Source organism: Neobacillus massiliamazoniensis, from assembly GCF_001048695.1.
GTDB lineage: Bacteria > Bacillota > Bacilli > Bacillales > Cytobacillaceae > Neobacillus > Neobacillus massiliamazoniensis.
Genome location: NZ_CVRB01000008.1, coordinates 17,969 through 37,617 on the forward strand (window position 1 = coordinate 17,969; position 19,649 = coordinate 37,617).

At 41.1% G+C, this 19,649-nt stretch carries 17 protein-coding genes and 1 other annotated feature; all 17 genes read left to right on the forward strand.

The genetic code is table 11. From position 1 onward, the window contains the following. Window positions 1-174: 174 nt before the first annotated feature. Complete coding sequence (nusG, locus tag BN1082_RS26045) at window positions 175-708, forward strand: transcription termination/antitermination protein NusG (RefSeq protein ID WP_090640219.1); 534 nt, start codon at window positions 175-177, stop codon at window positions 706-708. A gap of 241 nt (window positions 709-949) precedes the next feature. Then, entirely contained in the window at window positions 950-1,375 is a 426-nt protein-coding gene (gene rplK / locus BN1082_RS26050; protein WP_042453928.1) for a 50S ribosomal protein L11, read from the forward strand. Between the two features lie 170 nt (window positions 1,376-1,545). Continuing rightward, window positions 1,546-2,244 carry a 50S ribosomal protein L1 gene (gene rplA / locus BN1082_RS26055; protein ID WP_090640221.1) on the forward strand — a complete coding sequence of 233 codons (699 nt, stop codon included), beginning with the start codon at window positions 1,546-1,548 and terminating at the stop codon, window positions 2,242-2,244. Window positions 2,245-2,296: 52 nt separating this feature from the next. Next, window positions 2,297-2,438 (forward strand) — a sequence feature (ribosomal protein L10 leader region). Between the two features lie 34 nt (window positions 2,439-2,472). Beyond that, on the forward strand, window positions 2,473-2,973 hold the full coding sequence (gene rplJ / locus BN1082_RS26060) for a 50S ribosomal protein L10 (protein ID WP_090640223.1): 501 nt from the start codon (window positions 2,473-2,475) through the stop codon (window positions 2,971-2,973). A 56-nt stretch (window positions 2,974-3,029) separates the two neighbouring features. Further along, window positions 3,030-3,392, forward strand: a complete 363-nt coding sequence (gene rplL, locus BN1082_RS26065; RefSeq protein ID WP_090640225.1) for a 50S ribosomal protein L7/L12 — start codon at window positions 3,030-3,032, stop codon at window positions 3,390-3,392. Between the two features lie 282 nt (window positions 3,393-3,674). Then, entirely contained in the window at window positions 3,675-4,274 is a 600-nt protein-coding gene (locus BN1082_RS26070) for a class I SAM-dependent methyltransferase (RefSeq protein ID WP_090640227.1), read from the forward strand. Window positions 4,275-4,529: 255 nt separating this feature from the next. After that, the gene (gene rpoB / locus BN1082_RS26075) at window positions 4,530-8,090 is read left to right on the forward strand and encodes a DNA-directed RNA polymerase subunit beta (protein ID WP_090640230.1); all 3,561 of its coding nucleotides are present in this window, start codon (window positions 4,530-4,532) and stop codon (window positions 8,088-8,090) included. A 191-nt stretch (window positions 8,091-8,281) separates the two neighbouring features. Beyond that, entirely contained in the window at window positions 8,282-11,881 is a 3,600-nt protein-coding gene (rpoC, locus tag BN1082_RS26080; RefSeq protein WP_090640231.1) for a DNA-directed RNA polymerase subunit beta', read from the forward strand. 227 nt (window positions 11,882-12,108) lie between these two features. Beyond that, the gene (locus BN1082_RS26085; protein ID WP_090640233.1) at window positions 12,109-12,357 is read left to right on the forward strand and encodes a 50S ribosomal protein L7ae-like protein; all 249 of its coding nucleotides are present in this window, start codon (window positions 12,109-12,111) and stop codon (window positions 12,355-12,357) included. A 101-nt stretch (window positions 12,358-12,458) separates the two neighbouring features. Continuing rightward, window positions 12,459-12,878 (forward strand): 30S ribosomal protein S12, encoded by a 420-nt coding sequence (rpsL, locus tag BN1082_RS26090; protein WP_090640236.1) that lies wholly within the window; start codon window positions 12,459-12,461, stop codon window positions 12,876-12,878. A gap of 41 nt (window positions 12,879-12,919) precedes the next feature. Continuing rightward, entirely contained in the window at window positions 12,920-13,390 is a 471-nt protein-coding gene (gene rpsG / locus BN1082_RS26095; RefSeq protein ID WP_090640239.1) for a 30S ribosomal protein S7, read from the forward strand. Window positions 13,391-13,438: 48 nt separating this feature from the next. Further along, complete coding sequence (fusA, locus tag BN1082_RS26100) at window positions 13,439-15,520, forward strand: elongation factor G (protein WP_090640241.1); 2,082 nt, start codon at window positions 13,439-13,441, stop codon at window positions 15,518-15,520. Window positions 15,521-15,649: 129 nt separating this feature from the next. Beyond that, window positions 15,650-16,837 carry an elongation factor Tu gene (gene tuf, locus BN1082_RS26105; RefSeq protein ID WP_090640243.1) on the forward strand — a complete coding sequence of 396 codons (1,188 nt, stop codon included), beginning with the start codon at window positions 15,650-15,652 and terminating at the stop codon, window positions 16,835-16,837. 894 nt (window positions 16,838-17,731) lie between these two features. Continuing rightward, window positions 17,732-18,040 (forward strand): 30S ribosomal protein S10, encoded by a 309-nt coding sequence (gene rpsJ, locus BN1082_RS26110; protein ID WP_034676072.1) that lies wholly within the window; start codon window positions 17,732-17,734, stop codon window positions 18,038-18,040. A 39-nt stretch (window positions 18,041-18,079) separates the two neighbouring features. Next, window positions 18,080-18,706, forward strand: coding sequence for a 50S ribosomal protein L3 (rplC, locus tag BN1082_RS26115; RefSeq protein ID WP_090640246.1), 627 nt, complete (start codon window positions 18,080-18,082; stop codon window positions 18,704-18,706). 29 nt (window positions 18,707-18,735) lie between these two features. After that, entirely contained in the window at window positions 18,736-19,359 is a 624-nt protein-coding gene (rplD, locus tag BN1082_RS26120) for a 50S ribosomal protein L4 (protein ID WP_090640249.1), read from the forward strand. Beyond that, complete coding sequence (gene rplW, locus BN1082_RS26125) at window positions 19,359-19,643, forward strand: 50S ribosomal protein L23 (RefSeq protein WP_090640252.1); 285 nt, start codon at window positions 19,359-19,361, stop codon at window positions 19,641-19,643. Before rplD ends, rplW begins: the two co-directional genes overlap by 1 nt. Window positions 19,644-19,649: the final 6 nt, after the last annotated feature.

A 19,649-nucleotide genomic window follows, 5' to 3' on the forward strand; every position in this document is an offset into this window, starting at 1 on the left:
CCCCTTCGGAACAAGCACTGCTTGTTCCTGCGAGGACTGTTCAAGGAAGCTTTCCTTATTGCTCAGAAGTCAAAACTTATACTTTCTTATTCTTTAAAACAGTATGATCAAATTTATTTTTCGATAAATTTCCAATTAAATAGTAGGGAGGGAAGGACGATTAAGTCCTCTTAAATGGAAAAGAATTGGTATGTGGTTCATACTTACTCTGGCTACGAAAACAAAGTTAAAGCCAATTTAGAAAAGCGGGTTGAATCCATGGGTATGGCGGATAAAATTTTCCGTGTAGTCGTACCTGAAGAAGAAGAAACAGATATCAAAAACGGTAAGAAAAAAGTAGTAAAACGCAAAGTTTTTCCGGGTTATGTACTAGTAGAGTTGGTCATGACGGATGACTCTTGGTATGTTGTCCGCAATACACCAGGTGTAACAGGATTTGTAGGCTCGGCAGGTTCGGGCTCAAAACCGACTCCGCTACTTCCTGAGGAAGTTGTAGTCATTTTAAAACGCATGGGTGTTGAAGAAAAACGGATTGATGTCGATTATGTTATTGGTGACACAGTACAAGTCAAGGAAGGTCCGTTTGCGAACTTTACAGGGACGGTTGAAGAGATGGATAAAGATAAAGCCAAGCTTAAAGTTCTTGTTAATATGTTCGGTCGTGACACCCCGGTTGAGCTTGATTTCTCGCAAATTGAGAAAATGTAAATAAAATGGCGAAGGCACTTGTTCTGGGAGCTTGCCAATTATCTAATTTCAAAAAAAATAATCAGTTATGTAAAAAAACTTGAAATTAATATGAAAAAATGATAATATTTCATAGGTCAGTATGTCTCAATAGAGACTAGACTTTTGTCAAGTTCTTTATTTTTATATAAAGACAGATGCCTGAGTGGGAGGGTTAAATGGACCCTATTACCACATCACGGACTTTAAGGAGGTGTGTCTCGTGGCTAAAAAAGTAATTAAAGTCGTTAAATTACAAATCCCTGCTGGTAAAGCGAATCCAGCGCCACCGGTTGGTCCTGCACTAGGTCAAGCAGGTGTGAATATCATGGGATTCTGTAAAGAATTTAACGCTCGTACAGCAGATCAAGCTGGTTTGATTATCCCTGTTGAAATCACGGTATTTGAAGACCGTTCATTTACATTTATTACGAAAACTCCTCCTGCTGCAGTTCTTTTAAAAGTAGCAGCTGGAATTCAGTCTGGTTCAGGCCAGCCTAACCGTAATAAAGTAGCAACAGTAAAGCGTGATAAAGTACGCGAGATTGCGGAACAAAAAATGCCTGACCTAAACGCAGCTAGCGTTGAAGCAGCAATGCGCATGGTTGAAGGTACTGCACGCAGCATGGGTATCGTTATCGAAGACTAATCCATGTGAAACTGTTTGATGAAATGAAGGGTTGCGATGCTGAAAAATTCACTCGCAACCTTTATACTGTCTAGCTGTGGCGCCTAGCCCCTCGGGACTGCTTAAGGCGCCCCTGCTTTTCGGTGTGGGAGAGATAATTCGCTAAAACCACAATCTAGGAGGAAAAAACAATGGCTAAAAAAGGTAAAAAGTATTTAGAAGCAGTTAAGCTTGTAGATCGTACAAAAGCTTACCCAATTGTAGAAGCAATTGAACTTGCAAAGAAAACAAATTTTGTAAAATTTGATGCAACCCTTGAAGCTGCTTTTCGCTTAGGAGTTGACCCTAAGAAAGCTGACCAACAAATCCGTGGTGCAGTTGTTCTACCAAATGGAACTGGTAAAACTCAACGCGTTTTAGTATTCGCAAAGGGTGAAAAAGTGAAAGAAGCAGAAGCTGCTGGTGCTGATTATGTAGGAGATTCTGAGTACATTAATAAAATCCAACAAGGTTGGTTTGAGTTTGATGTAATCGTAGCAACTCCAGACATGATGGGTGAAGTTGGTAAACTAGGTCGTGTATTAGGACCTAAAGGTTTAATGCCAAACCCTAAAACAGGAACTGTTACATTTGATGTAACTAAAGCAATCAACGAAATTAAAGCAGGTAAAGTTGAATACCGTGTTGATAAAGCTGGAAATATCCATGTGCCAATCGGTAAAACATCTTTCGAAACAGAAAAGCTTGTTGAAAACTTCACTACTGTTTTTGACATATTGGTTAAAGTTAAGCCTGCTGCTGCAAAAGGTACTTACATGAAGAACGTTACCGTTACTTCAACAATGGGACCTGGCGTAAAGGTTGATGCTTCTTCCGTAACAGCTAGATAATTTTGTTAATTGACAACAAAACATATATTTTATATAATATGTTTTGTTGTTTTAAATATAAACATTTGTACTGTAGACAGCAGGTGCCATTGTGCTTAAATTCCTGCCGAGGTAATACGATAAAATTGCTGTTAAACAGCTATTCGTTCATGCCTTCATGTCTATTAAGGATATGGAGGTTTTTACTTTACCTGGTATAAATGTAGAGATTCTACAGGAGGTGTAAAGATGAGCATTGCTATCGAATCAAAAAAAGTAATTGTTGACGAAATTGCCGGTAAATTAAAAGCTAGCAAATCAACTATTGTCGTTGACTATCGCGGTCTGACTGTTGCTGAAGTGACTGAACTTCGTAAACAGCTTCGCGAAGCAGGCGTCGAATTTAAGGTTTACAAAAACACTATGACTCGCCGTGCTGCGGAAGCTCTTGAGCTTTCTGAATTGAACGGAGCATTAACGGGTCCGAATGCAATTGCGTTCAGTAACGAAGATGTAGTAGCACCAGCTAAAATCTTAAATGACTTTGCGAAAAAACACGAAGCACTTGAAATTAAAGCAGGTGTAATCGAAGGAAACATCGCAACAGTTGAAGAAGTTAAAGCTCTTGCTGACCTACCTTCTCGCGAAGGCTTGCTTTCTATGCTACTCAGCGTACTACAAGCACCAATTCGCAATCTTGCTCTTGCTACAAAAGCTGTTGCAGATCAAAAAGAAGAACAAGGCGCGTAAGTTAATAATTAACGCTTAACCATCATTCAAACGAAATTTAAGGAGGAAATTAAATCATGACTAAAGAACAAATCATTGAAGCAGTTAAAAATATGACTGTTTTAGAACTTAATGACTTAGTAAAAGCAATCGAAGAAGAATTCGGCGTAACTGCTGCTGCTCCTGTTGCAGTTGTTGGCGGAGGTGCCGCTGCTGCTGCTGAAGAAAAGACTGAATTTGACGTAATTTTAGCTGGCGCAGGCGATCAAAAAATTAAAGTTATTAAAGTTGTTCGTGAAATCACTGGTCTTGGTCTTAAAGAAGCAAAAGATCTTGTTGACAACACTCCAAAACCACTTAAAGAAGGCATTGCTAAAGAAGAAGCTGAAGCAATCAAAGCTAAACTTGAAGAAGTTGGAGCAAACGTTGAAGTTAAGTAATGAAGGAAGGCAATACGCTTCGGCGGTGTAGCCAACCCTGACAATTAGAAAAGCTCGCTGCAAAGCGGGCTTTTTTTGACTGATATTAGAGTATAAATTTAGACTTCGAGAATTGTCTAGCTTCAGCGCCTAGCCTCTCTCTGGTCTAAGCCAATCCGTCATGAAGGTTAAAAAGCAACCTTCCTGCCGGCTCGTCTTATGCTTGTCGAGGCTGACCGAGGCGCTTGCGCTTTTCTAATTTCCTCAATTTTCTTCAACACATCATTCTCCGGAGGTGGGCTCTTGTCTGAACACTACTATTCTCGTACTCAAAAGGTTGGAAGTGATCCGAAATATTGGGATTATACACTAAGGAGTAAAACATTCCGATTTAAAACCGATAATGGTGTTTTTTCAAAAAAAGAAGTAGACTTTGGTTCACGGTTATTGATTGAATCGTTTCAAATGCCAGAAGTAGACGGACCGATTCTAGATGCTGGCTGCGGTTATGGGCCGATTGGCCTTGCAATGGCCAAGAGTTTTCCGGAGCGGACTATTCAAATGATTGATGTCAATGACCGAGCTCTCGAATTAGCCAAGGAAAATGCAGCGCTCAATAAGGTGGAGAATGTCGAGATTTACGAAAGTGATCGACTGCTAAATGTAAAGGGGACAAACTTTGCTGCCATCTTAACAAATCCCCCGATTAGGGCTGGAAAAAAGACGGTTCATGATATATTTGAGCAAAGTTATGACCATCTTGTTTCAGGTGGTGAGCTTTGGGTTGTCATTCAAAAGAAACAAGGGGCACCTTCAGCACTGGAAAAATTAGAGGAAATGTTTTCTGAAGTAGTAACGGTAAACAAAGCAAAAGGTTATTTTATAATAAATGCAAGAAAATAGTTGACGCAAAAATATCATTGTGTTAGCATTATAAAATGCCATCATAATAATTTCCGGTTTATGCCTATAATTTATTAACTTTTTTGTATAAAAACGGTTTAAGTCGGAAAAGATGACAAAATAATAGCTGAAATGTGAAAATGTGGTTTTTGAGTTAAAAAACCCTTTTTCTTTTTGTTTTATGAAAGGACTTTGGTTCCCTTCGTGAGACGTAAATAGATTTCATTATAACGCTTGATTTGAGGGGTGAATCAGTTGACAGGTCAACTAGTTCAGTATGGACGACACCGCCAACGAAGGAGTTACGCGCGAATCAGTGAAGTATTAGAGTTACCAAATCTTATTGAAATTCAAACCTCTTCATATCAATGGTTTCTTGATGAGGGATTGCGTGAAATGTTCCAGGATATTTCACCGATTGAAGACTTTACTGGTAACCTATCACTAGATTTTATTGATTACAGCCTTGGCGATCCTAAGTATTCTGTTGCGGAATCAAAAGAACGGGATGTTACATATTCTGCACCACTGCGTGTTAAAGTGCGTCTAGTCAATAAAGAAACTGGCGAAGTAAAAGATCAAGATGTTTTCATGGGTGACTTTCCGCTAATGACCGAAACAGGTACGTTTGTCATTAATGGTGCCGAACGTGTTATTGTTTCTCAATTAGTGCGCTCACCTAGCGTTTACTTCAATGGAAAAGTTGATAAAAATGGGAAACGCGGCTTTACAGCTACTGTTATTCCTAACCGCGGCGCTTGGCTTGAATATGAAACAGATGCCAAAGATGTCGTGTATGTCAGAATCGATCGTACTCGGAAACTGCCCGTTACGGTTCTTTTGCGTGCACTTGGGTTTGGGTCCGATCAAGAAATCATTGAATTGATTGGCGATAACGAATATATTCGCAATACGTTAGAGAAGGACAACACAGAAGGGGTAGAAAAAGCGTTACTTGAGATTTATGAACGCCTTCGTCCTGGTGAACCTCCAACGGTTGAAAATGCGAAAAGTTTATTAGTGTCCAGATTCTTTGATCCAAAAAGATATGACCTAGCAAACGTGGGTCGTTATAAAATCAACAAAAAGCTTCATATAAAGAATCGACTATTCAACCAGCGTTTAGCAGAAACGCTTGTAGATCCGGAAACAGGTGAAATTATTGCAGAAAAAGGAACGATCTTGGATCGTAGAAACCTTGATCGCATCTTGCCTGCGCTTGAAAAAGATGTAAACTTTAAAGGCTTTAATCCTGTTGGCGGGGTAGTGGAGGATGAAATCATTCTTCAAGGTATTAAAATCTATGCCCCGAATGAGGAAGGCGAAAAGGTAATTAATGTGTTGAGCAACGCTTATGTTGCTGAACCGATAAAAAATATTACACCGGCTGATATCATTGCATCCATTAGTTATTTCTTCAATTTACTACATGGAGTTGGAAACACGGATGATATCGACCATTTAGGCAACAGACGTCTTCGTTCTGTTGGGGAACTTTTACAAAACCAATTCCGTATTGGTTTGTCTCGTATGGAACGTGTGGTTCGTGAAAGAATGTCCATTCAGGATGCAGCCACGATTACACCGCAGCAGTTAATTAATATTCGTCCGGTAATTGCTTCAATCAAAGAGTTTTTTGGTAGCTCACAGCTGTCGCAATTCATGGATCAAACCAACCCGCTTGCTGAATTAACACATAAGCGCCGTCTGTCAGCACTAGGACCTGGTGGTTTGACACGTGAACGTGCAGGCTTTGAAGTTCGTGACGTTCACTATTCACACTATGGCCGGATGTGTCCGATTGAAACGCCGGAAGGTCCAAACATCGGTTTGATTAACTCGTTGTCATCCTATGCGAAAGTAAACCGATTTGGCTTTATTGAAACACCTTACCGCCGGGTTGACCCTGAAACCGGGAAGGTAACAAGCCGAATTGACTACTTAACGGCGGATGAAGAAGATAATTATGTTGTCGCCCAGGCAAATTCACGACTTGGTGATGATGGTTCATTCCTTGATGAGGATATCGTAGCCCGCTTCCGTGGTGAAAACACGGTAGTAAAACGCGAACGCATTGATTATATGGACGTATCACCAAAACAAGTTGTGTCTGCAGCTACAGCCTGTATTCCGTTCCTTGAAAATGATGACTCGAACCGTGCGTTGATGGGGGCCAACATGCAGCGGCAAGCTGTTCCGCTTATGCAGCCTGAAGCGCCAAGAGTAGGTACAGGTATGGAATATGTATCCGGTAAGGACTCTGGTGCAGCTGTTATTTGTAAATATGATGGTATTGTGGAGCATGTCGAAGCTCGTGAAGTATGGGTCCGTCGTATTAAAGAGGTAGACGGACAAGAGACAAAAGGCGATCTTGATAAATACCGTTTATTAAAGTTCATACGTTCCAACCAAGGAACATGCTATAACCAACGCCCGATTGTGGCAGTTGGCAACCGTGTAACAAAAGGTGAAATTCTTGCTGACGGTCCTTCTATGGAATTAGGTGAATTAGCCCTTGGACGCAACGTTCTTGTTGCCTTTATGACTTGGGATGGCTATAACTATGAGGATGCGATCATCATGAGCGAACGTCTCGTTAAAGATGATGTCTACACCTCAATCCATATTGAAGAATATGAATCAGAGTCTCGTGATACAAAGCTTGGACCGGAAGAAATTACCCGTGATATTCCAAACGTTGGTGAAGATGCCCTTCGTAATTTGGATGAGCGTGGTATTATCCGTACCGGAGCAGAAGTAAAAGACGGAGATCTTTTAGTAGGGAAAGTTACACCAAAAGGGGTAACAGAATTAACTGCAGAAGAACGTCTCTTACATGCTATTTTCGGTGAAAAAGCCCGTGAAGTTCGTGATACATCCTTAAGGGTGCCTCACGGCGGCGGCGGAATTGTTCACGATGTAAAAATCTTTAACCGCGAAGATGGAGATGAGCTTCCTCCAGGTGTAAACCAGCTTGTACGTGTTTATATCGTTCAGAAGCGTAAGATTCATCAAGGGGATAAGATGGCAGGCCGTCACGGTAACAAAGGGGTTATCTCACGGATTTTGCCAGAAGAAGACATGCCATACTTACCAGATGGCACACCAGTCGATATCATGTTAAATCCGTTAGGGGTTCCATCGCGGATGAACATTGGGCAGGTACTTGAGCTGCATTTAGGTATGGCAGCAAGAGCATTAGGCATTCATGTGGCTACACCGGTATTTGACGGTGCCCGTGAAGAAGACGTATGGGCAACGATCGAAGAAGCAGGCATGGCCCGCGATGCGAAAACTGTCCTATATGATGGCCGTAGTGGTGAACCGTTTGATAACCGTGTATCTGTCGGTGTCATGTATATGATCAAACTTGCACACATGGTTGACGATAAATTGCATGCCCGTTCAACCGGACCATACTCACTTGTTACGCAGCAGCCACTCGGTGGTAAAGCCCAGTTTGGTGGACAGCGCTTTGGTGAGATGGAGGTTTGGGCTCTTGAAGCATATGGAGCTGCATATACACTGCAAGAAATTCTTACTGTTAAATCAGACGACGTTGTTGGTCGTGTGAAAACATATGAAGCGATTGTAAAAGGTGAAAATGTACCAGAACCTGGTGTACCAGAGTCATTCAAGGTATTAATTAAAGAGCTTCAGAGTCTTGGTATGGATGTAAAAATCCTTTCAGGTGACGAAGAAGAAATTGAAATGCGTGATTTAGAAGATGAAGATGAATTACAACAGGTTGATACGTTGAATATCGCTCCTGAAAAGCAGAGCTTTGAATCAGAAATAGTAGGTTCAAAAGAGTAATCTTTAGCTGCAGCGCACCGATCCCGACCATAGCTACAGAAGGCTGACGCTTTCTGTAGCGGAAAAGACTGACAAATCATGAGCTTGCCCCGCTTGCGATTGACTAGTCATCTTTATCGGGCCCGGACGGTGTGCTTCCGCTTTATTTAGCCTAAGGGTAATACCCGCAGATCGAAAGGGAGGTCGGCCCCTTGCTGGATGTAAATAATTTTGAATTTATGAAAATAGGTCTTGCTTCTCCAGATAAAATTCGTTCATGGTCATTTGGAGAGGTAAAAAAACCTGAAACCATTAACTATCGTACATTAAAGCCTGAAAAAGACGGTTTGTTTTGCGAAAGAATTTTCGGTCCAACTAAGGACTGGGAATGTCATTGTGGAAAGTACAAACGTGTTCGTTACAAAGGTGTCGTTTGTGATCGATGCGGCGTTGAGGTAACGCGTGCAAAGGTTCGCCGTGAGCGGATGGGCCATATTGAGCTTGCCGCACCAGTGTCCCATATTTGGTATTTCAAAGGGATTCCAAGCCGAATGGGACTTGTATTAGACATGTCTCCAAGAGCTTTGGAGGAAGTAATTTACTTTGCTTCTTATGTCGTTACAGAATCAGGGGATACTGCCCTTGAGAAGAAACAATTACTTTCTGAAAAAGAATATCGTGCCTACCGCGAAAAGTTTGGCAATAAGTTCCAAGCTGCGATGGGGGCTGAAGCGATTAAAAAGCTTCTTTCTGATATTGATTTAAATAAGGAAGTAGAGTCGTTAAAAGAAGAGTTAAAAACAGCACAAGGTCAAAGACGCACCCGTGCGATTAAACGCCTTGAAGTTTTAGAAGCCTTCCGTGGTTCTGGTAATGAGCCTTCGTGGATGATTCTAGACGTACTTCCTGTTATTCCACCGGAACTTCGTCCTATGGTTCAGTTAGATGGAGGAAGATTTGCAACTTCTGACTTAAACGACTTATACCGCCGTGTTATTAATCGAAACAATCGTTTAAAACGTTTATTGGATCTTGGTGCACCAAGCATTATTGTTCAGAACGAAAAACGAATGCTACAAGAAGCGGTTGACGCTCTTATTGATAACGGCCGTCGTGGCCGTCCGGTAACAGGTCCAGGAAACCGTCCATTAAAATCTCTTTCCCATATGCTAAAAGGGAAACAAGGTCGTTTCCGTCAAAACTTGCTCGGAAAACGTGTTGATTATTCTGGGCGTTCCGTAATTGTTGTTGGACCAAACTTAAAAATGTACCAATGTGGTCTTCCTAAAGAAATGGCACTTGAACTCTTTAAGCCATTTGTGATGAAAGAACTTGTTGAAAAAGGTTTAGCACATAATATTAAATCGGCTAAACGGAAGATAGAACGAGTGTCACCTGATGTTTGGGATGTGCTCGAAGATGTAATCAAAGAGCATCCGGTTTTGTTAAACCGTGCCCCTACGTTGCATAGATTGGGGATTCAGGCATTTGAACCAACGCTTGTTGAAGGCCGAGCTATTCGCCTCCATCCGCTTGTTTGTACGGCGTACAATGCGGATTTCGACGGTGACCAAATGGCGGTTCACGTTCCACTTTCATCTGAAGCCCAAGCAGAAGCGCGTTTGTTAATGCTTGCAGCCCAAAACATTTTGAACCCTAAAGATGGAAAGCCAGTTGTTACTCCTTCCCAAGACATGGTGCTTGGTAACTATTATTTAACTTTGGAAAGAGAAGGCACCATCGGTGAGGGAATGATTTTTAAAGATACCAATGAGGCAATCCTTGCCTATCAAAATGGCTATGCTCACTACCATACTCGTGTGGCAGTCCATGCTGGTTCATTAGGAAATGAAACCTTTACGGAAGAACAAAACAATAAGCTCTTGATCACAACGGTTGGTAAGCTTATTTTTAATGAAATTCTTCCTAAATCATTCCCGTACATTAATGAACCGACAAGAGACAATTTAGAAGTGAAAACTCCTGAAAAGTATTTTGTCGAAAAAGGTGAAGACATTCGCGCTAAAATACAGGCAATGCCTCTTGTAGATCCGTTTAAAAAGAAAATTCTAGGAAATATCATTGCCGAAGTGTTCAAGCGTTTCAAAATAACAGAAACATCGAAAATGCTCGACCGTATGAAGGATTTAGGATTTAAACATTCGACAAAGGCCGGGATCACAGTTGGTGTGGCAGACATTGTCGTACTTGGTGAAAAACAGCAAATTCTTCACGATGCTCAAGTAAAAGTAGATAATGTGATGAAGCAGTTTAGACGTGGTTTGATTACCGAAGAAGAGCGCTATGATCGTGTCATTGCGATTTGGAGTCAATCAAAAGACACCATTCAAGGTAAGCTAATGAAATCCTTGGAAAAAACGAATCCAATCTTTATGATGAGTGATTCCGGTGCCCGTGGTAATGCCTCAAACTTTACCCAGCTTGCTGGTATGCGTGGTTTGATGGCCAACCCAGCTGGACGGATTATTGAATTGCCGATTAAATCCAGTTTCCGTGAAGGTTTGACTGTATTAGAGTACTTTATCTCCACACACGGTGCCCGTAAAGGTCTTGCTGATACAGCCCTTAAAACAGCTGACTCTGGTTATTTAACACGACGTCTAGTCGACGTTGCTCAGGATGTTATTGTCCGAGAGGATGATTGCGGAACCGACCGTGGATTATTGATCAGTTCATTAAAGGATGGAACAGAGGTCATCGAATCACTAGAGGAACGATTGATTGGACGTTATGCTCGTAATGACATCAAGCATCCTGAATCGATGGAAGTCATTGTTCCTGCAAACGGACTTATTACTGAAGACTTGGCTGAAACCATTGTGAATACAGGGATCGAAGAAGTTAAAATCCGCTCAGCATTTACGTGTAATACACGCCATGGAGTATGTAAGAAATGTTACGGACGCAACTTGGCAACAGGTCAAGAGGTTGAAGTCGGTGAAGCAGTAGGTATTATCGCTGCACAATCCATCGGTGAGCCAGGTACACAGTTAACAATGCGTACCTTCCATACTGGGGGAGTTGCCGGAGACGACATTACTCAAGGTTTACCGCGTATTCAAGAAATTTTTGAAGCACGTAATCCTAAAGGTCAAGCAGTTATTTCTGAACTTGACGGTGTTGTTATCGAAATTAATGAAGGTCGCGATCGTCAGCATGAAATTGTGATCCAAGGTGAAGTTGAAAAACGCACGTATAATGCTCCGTATACGGCACGGTTAAAAGTCGCAGAAGGTACTCAGATTAGCCGTGGTCAAGAATTGACAGAAGGCTCTATTGACCCGAAAGAGTTAATTAAAGTCAAAGGCGTTTCTGCGGTACAGGAGTACTTATTACGTGAAGTACAAAAGGTTTACCGGATGCAAGGGGTTGAAATCGGCGATAAGCACGTCGAAGTTATGGTCCGTCAAATGCTGAAAAAGGTTCGTGTAGTGGATGCAGGTGAAACAGATGTATTACCAGGTACACTTTTAGATATCCATCAATTCACTGATGCCAACGAAAAGGCATTAGTAAACGGCAAATTGCCGGCAACTGGGCGTCCGGTGTTACTCGGTATTACAAAAGCATCGCTTGAAACGGATTCCTTCTTGTCTGCTGCGTCATTCCAAGAAACAACAAGAGTTCTAACTGATGCAGCCATTAAAGGAAAACGTGATGAATTGCTTGGCTTGAAGGAAAATGTTATCATCGGTAAGCTTGTTCCAGCTGGAACTGGAATGCAGCGCTATCGCAAAGCAGATCCTGTGCTAAGAGATACAACATCCGAAGAAACGATAACAATTGATTAATGGTATTTAGAGGGTGTCTCCAAAGGGTCTGACCTCTCACTTAACATTCAATAATAGCTGCATTATGTTAAGTTCAGCTATATATTGTTGGTTGAGGGGTCTGACACTTTGTTTGAGGACATCCTCGTTTTAAAGAAATCACGAAAAGTCTTGTTGACATCCCATTATGAAAATGATAATATATCAAAGGTGCTCCTATTCACCTGATACTTTGGAGGATATGGAAAATGTCTTATGAAAAAGTATTACAGGCCAAAAAAGTTGTTATAGGAACAAAACAAACAGTAAAAGCGATCAAAGAAGGCATAATACGAGATGTAATCATTGCTAGTGATGCAGATGCTAAGGTAACGGCAAAGGTAGTAAATGAAGCTCTCTTGCACAATGTGCCAATTCAACATGTGGACTCGATGAAAAAACTCGGTAAAGCATGTGGAATCGAGGTTGGTGCTTCGACTGTTGCAATTATCTGTTAAAAACTGTTTTTGTAGATAAAGAATCTGCAAAAACTTTGTTTTTGCAAAAAGATGAACCACCTGGATGTGTGGGCTTACAAATAACGAAGGGAGGAAAAAACATGCCTACTATTAACCAATTAGTGCGCAAACCTCGTACATCTAAAGAGGAAAAGTCAAAATCACCTGCGCTAAATAAAGGTTACAACAGCTTCAAAAAATCACAAACTAACGTATCTTCACCACAAAAACGCGGAGTATGTACTCGTGTTGGTACAATGACTCCGAAGAAACCGAACTCAGCGTTACGTAAATATGCGCGTGTACGTTTGACAAACGGTATTGAGGTGACTGCATACATTCCTGGTATCGGTCACAATCTTCAAGAGCACAGTGTTGTTCTAATCCGTGGCGGACGTGTAAAAGACTTACCAGGGGTACGTTATCACATCGTTCGTGGAGCACTTGATACGGCTGGTGTAAACAACCGTATGCAAGGTCGTTCTAAGTATGGTACAAAGAGACCAAAAGCAAAAAAATAAGCAGATAAATGATTAAGCTTCTTTGAAAGGAGGAAAATAGCATGCCACGTAAAGGTCCTGTAGCAAAAAGAGACGTGTTACCAGATCCGCTTTACAATTCAAAATTAGTTACTCGCCTCATCAACAAAATGATGGTTGACGGTAAAAGAGGGAAATCCCAAGAAATTCTTTACTCTGCGTTTGATACAATTCGCGAACGTTCTGGTAAAGAGCCAATGGAAGTATTCGATGCAGCAATGAAAAATATCATGCCTGTACTTGAAGTAAGAGCACGCCGTGTAGGTGGTGCTAACTACCAAGTTCCAGTTGAGGTGCGTCCTGACCGCCGTTCAACTCTAGGTCTTCGTTGGTTAGTAAACTATTCACGTCTTCGTGGAGAAAAAACGATGGAAGAGCGTTTAGCTAACGAAATCATGGATGCAGCTAACAATACTGGTGCATCTGTTAAGAAGCGTGAAGATACACACAAAATGGCAGAAGCAAACAAAGCATTTGCTCACTATCGTTGGTAATTTAACCTTCAAAATAAAACTTTCATATTAGAAAGGAGAAAGACTTAAATGGCTAGAGAGTTCTCCTTAGAAAACACTCGCAATATCGGGATCATGGCGCATATCGACGCCGGTAAAACTACCACCACTGAGCGTGTGCTTTACTACACAGGTAAAATTCATAAAATCGGTGAAACACACGAAGGTGCTTCACAGATGGACTGGATGGAGCAGGAACAAGAGCGTGGAATCACTATCACTTCCGCTGCAACAACTGCATCGTGGAAGGGCCACCGTGTTAACATCATCGACACACCAGGGCACGTAGACTTCACAGTTGAAGTAGAACGTTCCCTACGTGTACTTGATGGTGCAGTAGCTGTACTTGATGCGCAATCAGGCGTAGAGCCACAAACTGAAACAGTTTGGCGTCAAGCAACTACCTATGGCGTTCCACGTGTTGTATTTGTTAATAAGATGGACAAAATTGGTGCAGACTTCTTGTACTCTGTAAAAACAATACATGATCGTCTGCAAGCAAATGCACATCCAATTCAGTTACCAATCGGTGCTGAAGATCAATTCGAAGCGATCATTGACCTTGTGGAAATGAATGCAGTATTCTACGGAAACGATTTAGGAACTGATATTGAAGTTCGTGAAATTCCAGAAGAATACAAAGCACAAGCTGAAGAATATCGTGAAAAGCTTGTTGAAGCAGTTGCAGAACTTGATGAAGATTTAATGGAAAAGTACCTTGGTGGTGAAGAAATCACTAAAGAAGAACTAAAAGCAGGGATTCGTAAAGGTACTGTAAACGTTGAATTCTACCCAGTAATCTGTGGATCTGCATTCAAAAACAAAGGTGTTCAGCTAATGCTGGATGCAGTTATTGACTATCTTCCATCTCCATTAGATGTACCTTCAATCAAAGGTCATGCTGTTGATGATGAAGAAGATCTTATTGAACGTCATTCAAGTGATGAAGAGCCATTCTCTGCTCTTGCGTTCAAAGTTATGACTGACCCTTATGTTGGTAAATTAACATTCTTCCGCGTTTATTCTGGTACTTTAGAGTCTGGATCATATGTTCAAAACTCTACTAAAGGAAAGCGCGAACGTATCGGACGTATTCTACAAATGCACGCAAATAGCCGTCAAGAAATCTCTAAGGTTTTTGCTGGTGACATCGCTGCTGCTGTAGGTCTGAAAGATACTACAACTGGTGATACTCTTTGTGATGACAAAAACCTTGTTATTCTAGAGTCTATGCAATTCCCTGAACCAGTAATTCAACTTTCCGTTGAACCAAAATCAAAAGCTGACCAAGACAAGATGACTACTGCACTACAAAAGCTTCAAGAAGAAGATCCAACATTCCGTGCGCATACTGACCAGGAAACTGGGCAGGTTATCATCGCTGGTATGGGTGAACTTCACCTTGATATCATCGTTGACCGTATGCGTCGTGAATTTAAGGTTGAAGCAAACGTAGGTGCACCACAGGTTGCTTATCGTGAAACTTTCCGTGCTTCTGCACAAGTTGAAGGTAAGTTTGCTCGTCAATCCGGTGGTCGTGGACAATACGGTCACGTTTGGATCGAATTCGCACCAAACGAAGAAGGTAAAGGATTCGAATTTGAAAACGGTATTGTCGGTGGTGTCGTTCCTCGTGAATACATCCCTGCGGTTCAAGCTGGTCTTGAAGATGCTCTTGATAGAGGGGTACTTGCTGGATATCCTTTAGTTGATATTAAAGCAAGATTGTTTGATGGATCCTACCATGATGTCGACTCCTCTGAAATGGCGTTCAAAATTGCCGCATCAATGGCTCTTAAAAATGCTGCTTCTAAGTGTAAACCAGTTATCCTTGAGCCTGTTATGAGGGTTGAGGTTGTTATCCCTGAAGATTACCTAGGGGATATCATGGGACAAATCACTGCACGCCGTGGTCGTGTTGAAGGTATGGAAGCTCGCGGTAATGCACAAGTGGTTCGTTCAATGGTTCCACTTTCAGAAATGTTTGGTTATGCAACAGCACTTCGTTCAAGTACACAAGGTCGTGGAGTATTCTCTATGCACTTTGACCACTATGAAGAAGTACCAAAATCAATTTCTGAAGAAATCATCAAAAAAAATAAAGGTGAATAATTGATTTTCACCTTTCTTTAAAGTATAACTACTTATGTAAGAGTGGAAACTGCGTAATTGGACAATCCTATTTGCAGTTTCCATATTATAATATACTTAACTTTTATAATCCAAAGGAGGATTTTCCAAATGGCAAAAGCTAAATTCGACCGTTCAAAGCCACACGTTAACATTGGTACAATCGGACACGTTGACCATGGTAAAACTACTTTAACTGCTGCAATCACTTCTGTTCTTGCAAAAGAAGGTAAAGCAGAAGCTCGTGCATACGATCAAATCGACGGTGCACCAGAAGAAAGAGAACGTGGTATCACAATCTCTACTGCACACGTTGAATATGAAACTGAAGCACGTCACTATGCACACGTTGACTGCCCAGGACACGCTGACTATGTTAAAAACATGATCACTGGTGCTGCGCAAATGGACGGTGGTATTCTTGTAGTATCTGCTGCTGACGGCCCAATGCCACAAACTCGTGAACACATTCTTCTTTCTCGTCAAGTAGGTGTACCATACCTAGTTGTATTCATGAACAAATGTGACATGGTTGACGACGAAGAATTACTTGAATTAGTAGAAATGGAAGTTCGTGATCTTCTTTCTGAATACGATTTCCCTGGCGATGATATCCCTGTTATCAAAGGTTCTGCTCTTAAAGCATTAGAAGGCAATGCTGAGTGGGAAGCAAAAATCCATGAATTAATGGACGCTGTTGATAGCTATATCCCAACTCCAACACGTGACACTGATAAGCCATTCATGATGCCTGTTGAGGACGTATTCTCAATCACTGGCCGTGGAACAGTTGCTACTGGCCGTGTAGAGCGTGGTCAAGTTAAAGTTGGTGACGTAGTTGAAATCGTAGGTTTCACTGAAGAACCAAAATCTACTACTGTAACAGGTGTAGAAATGTTCCGTAAGCTTCTTGACTTTGCAGAAGCTGGTGACAACATTGGTGCCCTTCTTCGTGGTGTTGCACGTGAAGAAGTTGAGCGTGGTCAAGTTTTGGCTAAGCCAAAATCAATCACTCCACACACAAAGTTCAAAGCACAAGTTTACGTTTTAACAAAAGAAGAAGGTGGACGTCATACTCCATTCTTCACAAACTATCGTCCACAATTCTATTTCCGTACTTCTGATATCACTGGTATTTGTAACCTTCCAGAAGGTACTGAAATGGTTATGCCTGGCGACCACATCGAAATGACTGTTGAGCTAATCGCTCCAGTTGCGATTGAAGAAGGAACTAAGTTCTCAATTCGTGAAGGTGGCCGTACAGTAGGTTCAGGTTCAATCACTACTATCGAAAAATAATAAATTTTCATAGAAAACCAGGTGGGTGACGATCCACGAAAACCAGGTGGGTGACGATCCACCTGGTTTTTTTATTTATTATCGATTTATGATTTATGTACGTATAGTTGACCTACGTGGACGAAACCACAGTATAAAGTACATTTTGTGCACTTAGAGTCAATCTACGTGGACGAATCTAGAGTTTCAAGTACATTTTGTGCACGTAGAGCCAATCTACGTGGACGAAACCACAGTATCAAGTACATTTTGTGAACGTAGAGCCAATCTACGTGGACGAAACTACAGTTTCAACCACTTTTAGTGCACGTAGAGTCAATCTAAGTGGACGAAACCGCAGTACCAAGCACTTTTCATGCCCGTAGAGTCAATCTACGTAAACGAAATCACAGTATCAACCTCTTTTTATGCATGTAGAGCCAATTCTACGTGAACTAATCTACTTATCTAAACCCTTTTTGTGCACGTAAACCTATTCTATTCGTCCCATATAACTGTTTCAGACACATTTAATGCAAAGAGACTCCTTTTATCTCACTTTTATATAGGCCTACTAAAATTTCAATAAGTTACTTTTTAAAGAATTGAGTTTCTACTATATATATAGCTTTGCTAAATAAAAGAAAAGTATTAGGATTTTACTGGATAACCCGTTTTACAGTTGAAAAAAAGATTATGAGCCATTATAATAAGAAAAGTGTTTAAAACATGAGGGAAAACGTAATTAACGCTTGCGTTTGTTTTATGTTTTATGTATAATAGACAATGTTGGTCTCTGACTGCGATGAAGTGAGAGGTTGCTGACACACCCGGCCGCTTTGCCATGGCGAGTGTGTGGGAAATTTTCACTGAGAAATGTCTATTTAGAAAATAGGCGATAAAGGAGGGAAAATTATGGCAAAACAAAAAATTCGTATCCGGTTAAAAGCGTATGATCACAGGATTCTTGATCAATCAGCAGAAAAAATCGTTGAAACAGCAAAACGTTCAGGTGCGGCAGTTTCGGGTCCGATTCCGCTTCCAACTGAAAAGAGTATTTATACGATTCTTCGTGCGGTTCACAAGTACAAAGATTCTCGTGAGCAATTCGAAATGCGGACACATAAGCGTCTTATCGACATCGTTAACCCAACACCACAAACTGTTGATGCTTTGATGCGTTTGGACTTACCATCCGGTGTTGATATCGAAATTAAACTTTAATCAAAATAAATAAACAAGTATTTAGGAGGTGTGACTGATATGACCAAAGGAATCTTAGGAAGAAAGATTGGTATGACTCAAGTATTTGCGGAAAACGGGCTCTTAATTCCTGTTACTGTTGTTGAGGCAGCTTCTAACGTTGTTCTTCAAAAGAAAACAGTTGAAAATGATGGCTACGAAGCTATTCAAATTGGTTTTGAAGATAAACGTGAAAAGTTAGCTAACAAACCAGAAAAAGGACACGTAAGTAAAGCAAATACTGCTCCTAAGCGCTTCGTTCGCGAAATTGGCGGAGTTGACTTAGCAGCATATGAAGTTGGTCAAGAAGTCAAAGTTGATATTTTCGCTGCAGGCGAAGCGGTAGATGTTACAGGAATCTCAAAAGGTAAAGGTTTCCAAGGTGCGATTAAGCGCCACGGACAATCTCGCGGCCCAATGGCTCACGGTTCTCGTTATCACCGTCGTCCTGGTTCAATGGGACCTGTTGCTCCAAACCGTGTATTCAAAGGTAAATTATTACCTGGTCGCATGGGTGGAGAACAAGTTACTGTACAAAACCTTGAAATTGTAAAAGTTGACGTAGAACGTAATTTATTACTAATCAAAGGTAATGTTCCAGGAGCTAAAAAAGCATTACTAAAAATCAAAAGTGCGGTAAAAGCATAAAATCTTCGTGAGAAAGGAGGAACATTGGAATGCCAAAAGTAGCATTATTAAACCAAAACGGATCAGAAGTTGGTGAAATCGAACTTAATGATTCAGTTTTCGGTATCGAGCCTAACCAACACGTAATTTTTGAAGCTGTCGTTATGCAAAGAGCTTCTTTACGTCAAGGAACTCATAAAGTAAAAAATCGCTCTGAAGTAGCTGGCGGTGGTCGTAAGCCATGGCGCCAAAAAGGAACAGGCCGTGCTCGTCAAGGGTCAATCCGTTCCCCACAATGGCGCGGAGGTGGTACTGTATTTGGACCACAACCACGTAGCTATAGCTATAAATTACCTAAGAAGGTTCGCCGTTTAGCAATTAAATCTGCGTTATCTTCAAAGGTATTAGAAGAAAATATCGTAGTATTAGAAAGCCTTGCTTTCAATGCTCCAAAAACAAAAGACTTTAAAGTAGTACTTAGCGGTCTTTCTGTTAATCAAAAAGCACTAATCGTTACAGCTGACCTAGATGAAAATGTAGCACTTTCTGCTCGTAACATTCCTGGTGTAACAGTAGTAACAGCAACTGGAATTAATGTATTAGACGTTGTAAGTCATGATAAGTTAATTATGACGAAACAAGCGGTTGAAAAAGTAGAGGAGGTGCTTGCATAATGGATGCACGCGATATCATTAAGCGCCCCGTTATCACTGAACGTTCTACTGACCTAATGGCTGAAAAGAAATATACGTTCGAAGTTGATGTAAAAGCTAACAAAACACAAGTCAAAGATGCAGTTGAAGAGATCTTTGGTGTTGATGTTGAGAAAGTAAACATCATGAACTATAAAGGTAAATTCAAGCGTATGGGTAAATTCGGCGGTTACACAAACAAACGCCGTAAAGCAATTATCAAACTAACTGCTGACAGCAAAGAAATCGAATTCTTTGAAGCATAAGAACCT

Excerpts from the sequence above, each read along its gene's own strand:
- rplJ (WP_090640223.1), top strand. The coding sequence starts at position 2,473 with ATGAGCATTGCTATCGAATCAAAAAAAGTAATTGTTGACGAAATTGCC.
- nusG (WP_090640219.1), top strand. The coding sequence starts at position 175 with ATGGAAAAGAATTGGTATGTGGTTCATACTTACTCTGGCTACGAAAAC.
- rpsL (WP_090640236.1), top strand. The coding sequence starts at position 12,459 with ATGCCTACTATTAACCAATTAGTGCGCAAACCTCGTACATCTAAAGAG.
- rpsG (WP_090640239.1), top strand. The coding sequence starts at position 12,920 with ATGCCACGTAAAGGTCCTGTAGCAAAAAGAGACGTGTTACCAGATCCG.
- BN1082_RS26085 (WP_090640233.1), top strand. The coding sequence starts at position 12,109 with ATGTCTTATGAAAAAGTATTACAGGCCAAAAAAGTTGTTATAGGAACA.
- rplW (WP_090640252.1), top strand. The coding sequence starts at position 19,359 with ATGGATGCACGCGATATCATTAAGCGCCCCGTTATCACTGAACGTTCT.
- rplD (WP_090640249.1), top strand. The coding sequence starts at position 18,736 with ATGCCAAAAGTAGCATTATTAAACCAAAACGGATCAGAAGTTGGTGAA.
- rplA (WP_090640221.1), top strand. The coding sequence starts at position 1,546 with ATGGCTAAAAAAGGTAAAAAGTATTTAGAAGCAGTTAAGCTTGTAGAT.
- rpsJ (WP_034676072.1), top strand. The coding sequence starts at position 17,732 with ATGGCAAAACAAAAAATTCGTATCCGGTTAAAAGCGTATGATCACAGG.
- tuf (WP_090640243.1), top strand. The coding sequence starts at position 15,650 with ATGGCAAAAGCTAAATTCGACCGTTCAAAGCCACACGTTAACATTGGT.
- rplC (WP_090640246.1), top strand. The coding sequence starts at position 18,080 with ATGACCAAAGGAATCTTAGGAAGAAAGATTGGTATGACTCAAGTATTT.
- fusA (WP_090640241.1), top strand. The coding sequence starts at position 13,439 with ATGGCTAGAGAGTTCTCCTTAGAAAACACTCGCAATATCGGGATCATG.
- rplL (WP_090640225.1), top strand. The coding sequence starts at position 3,030 with ATGACTAAAGAACAAATCATTGAAGCAGTTAAAAATATGACTGTTTTA.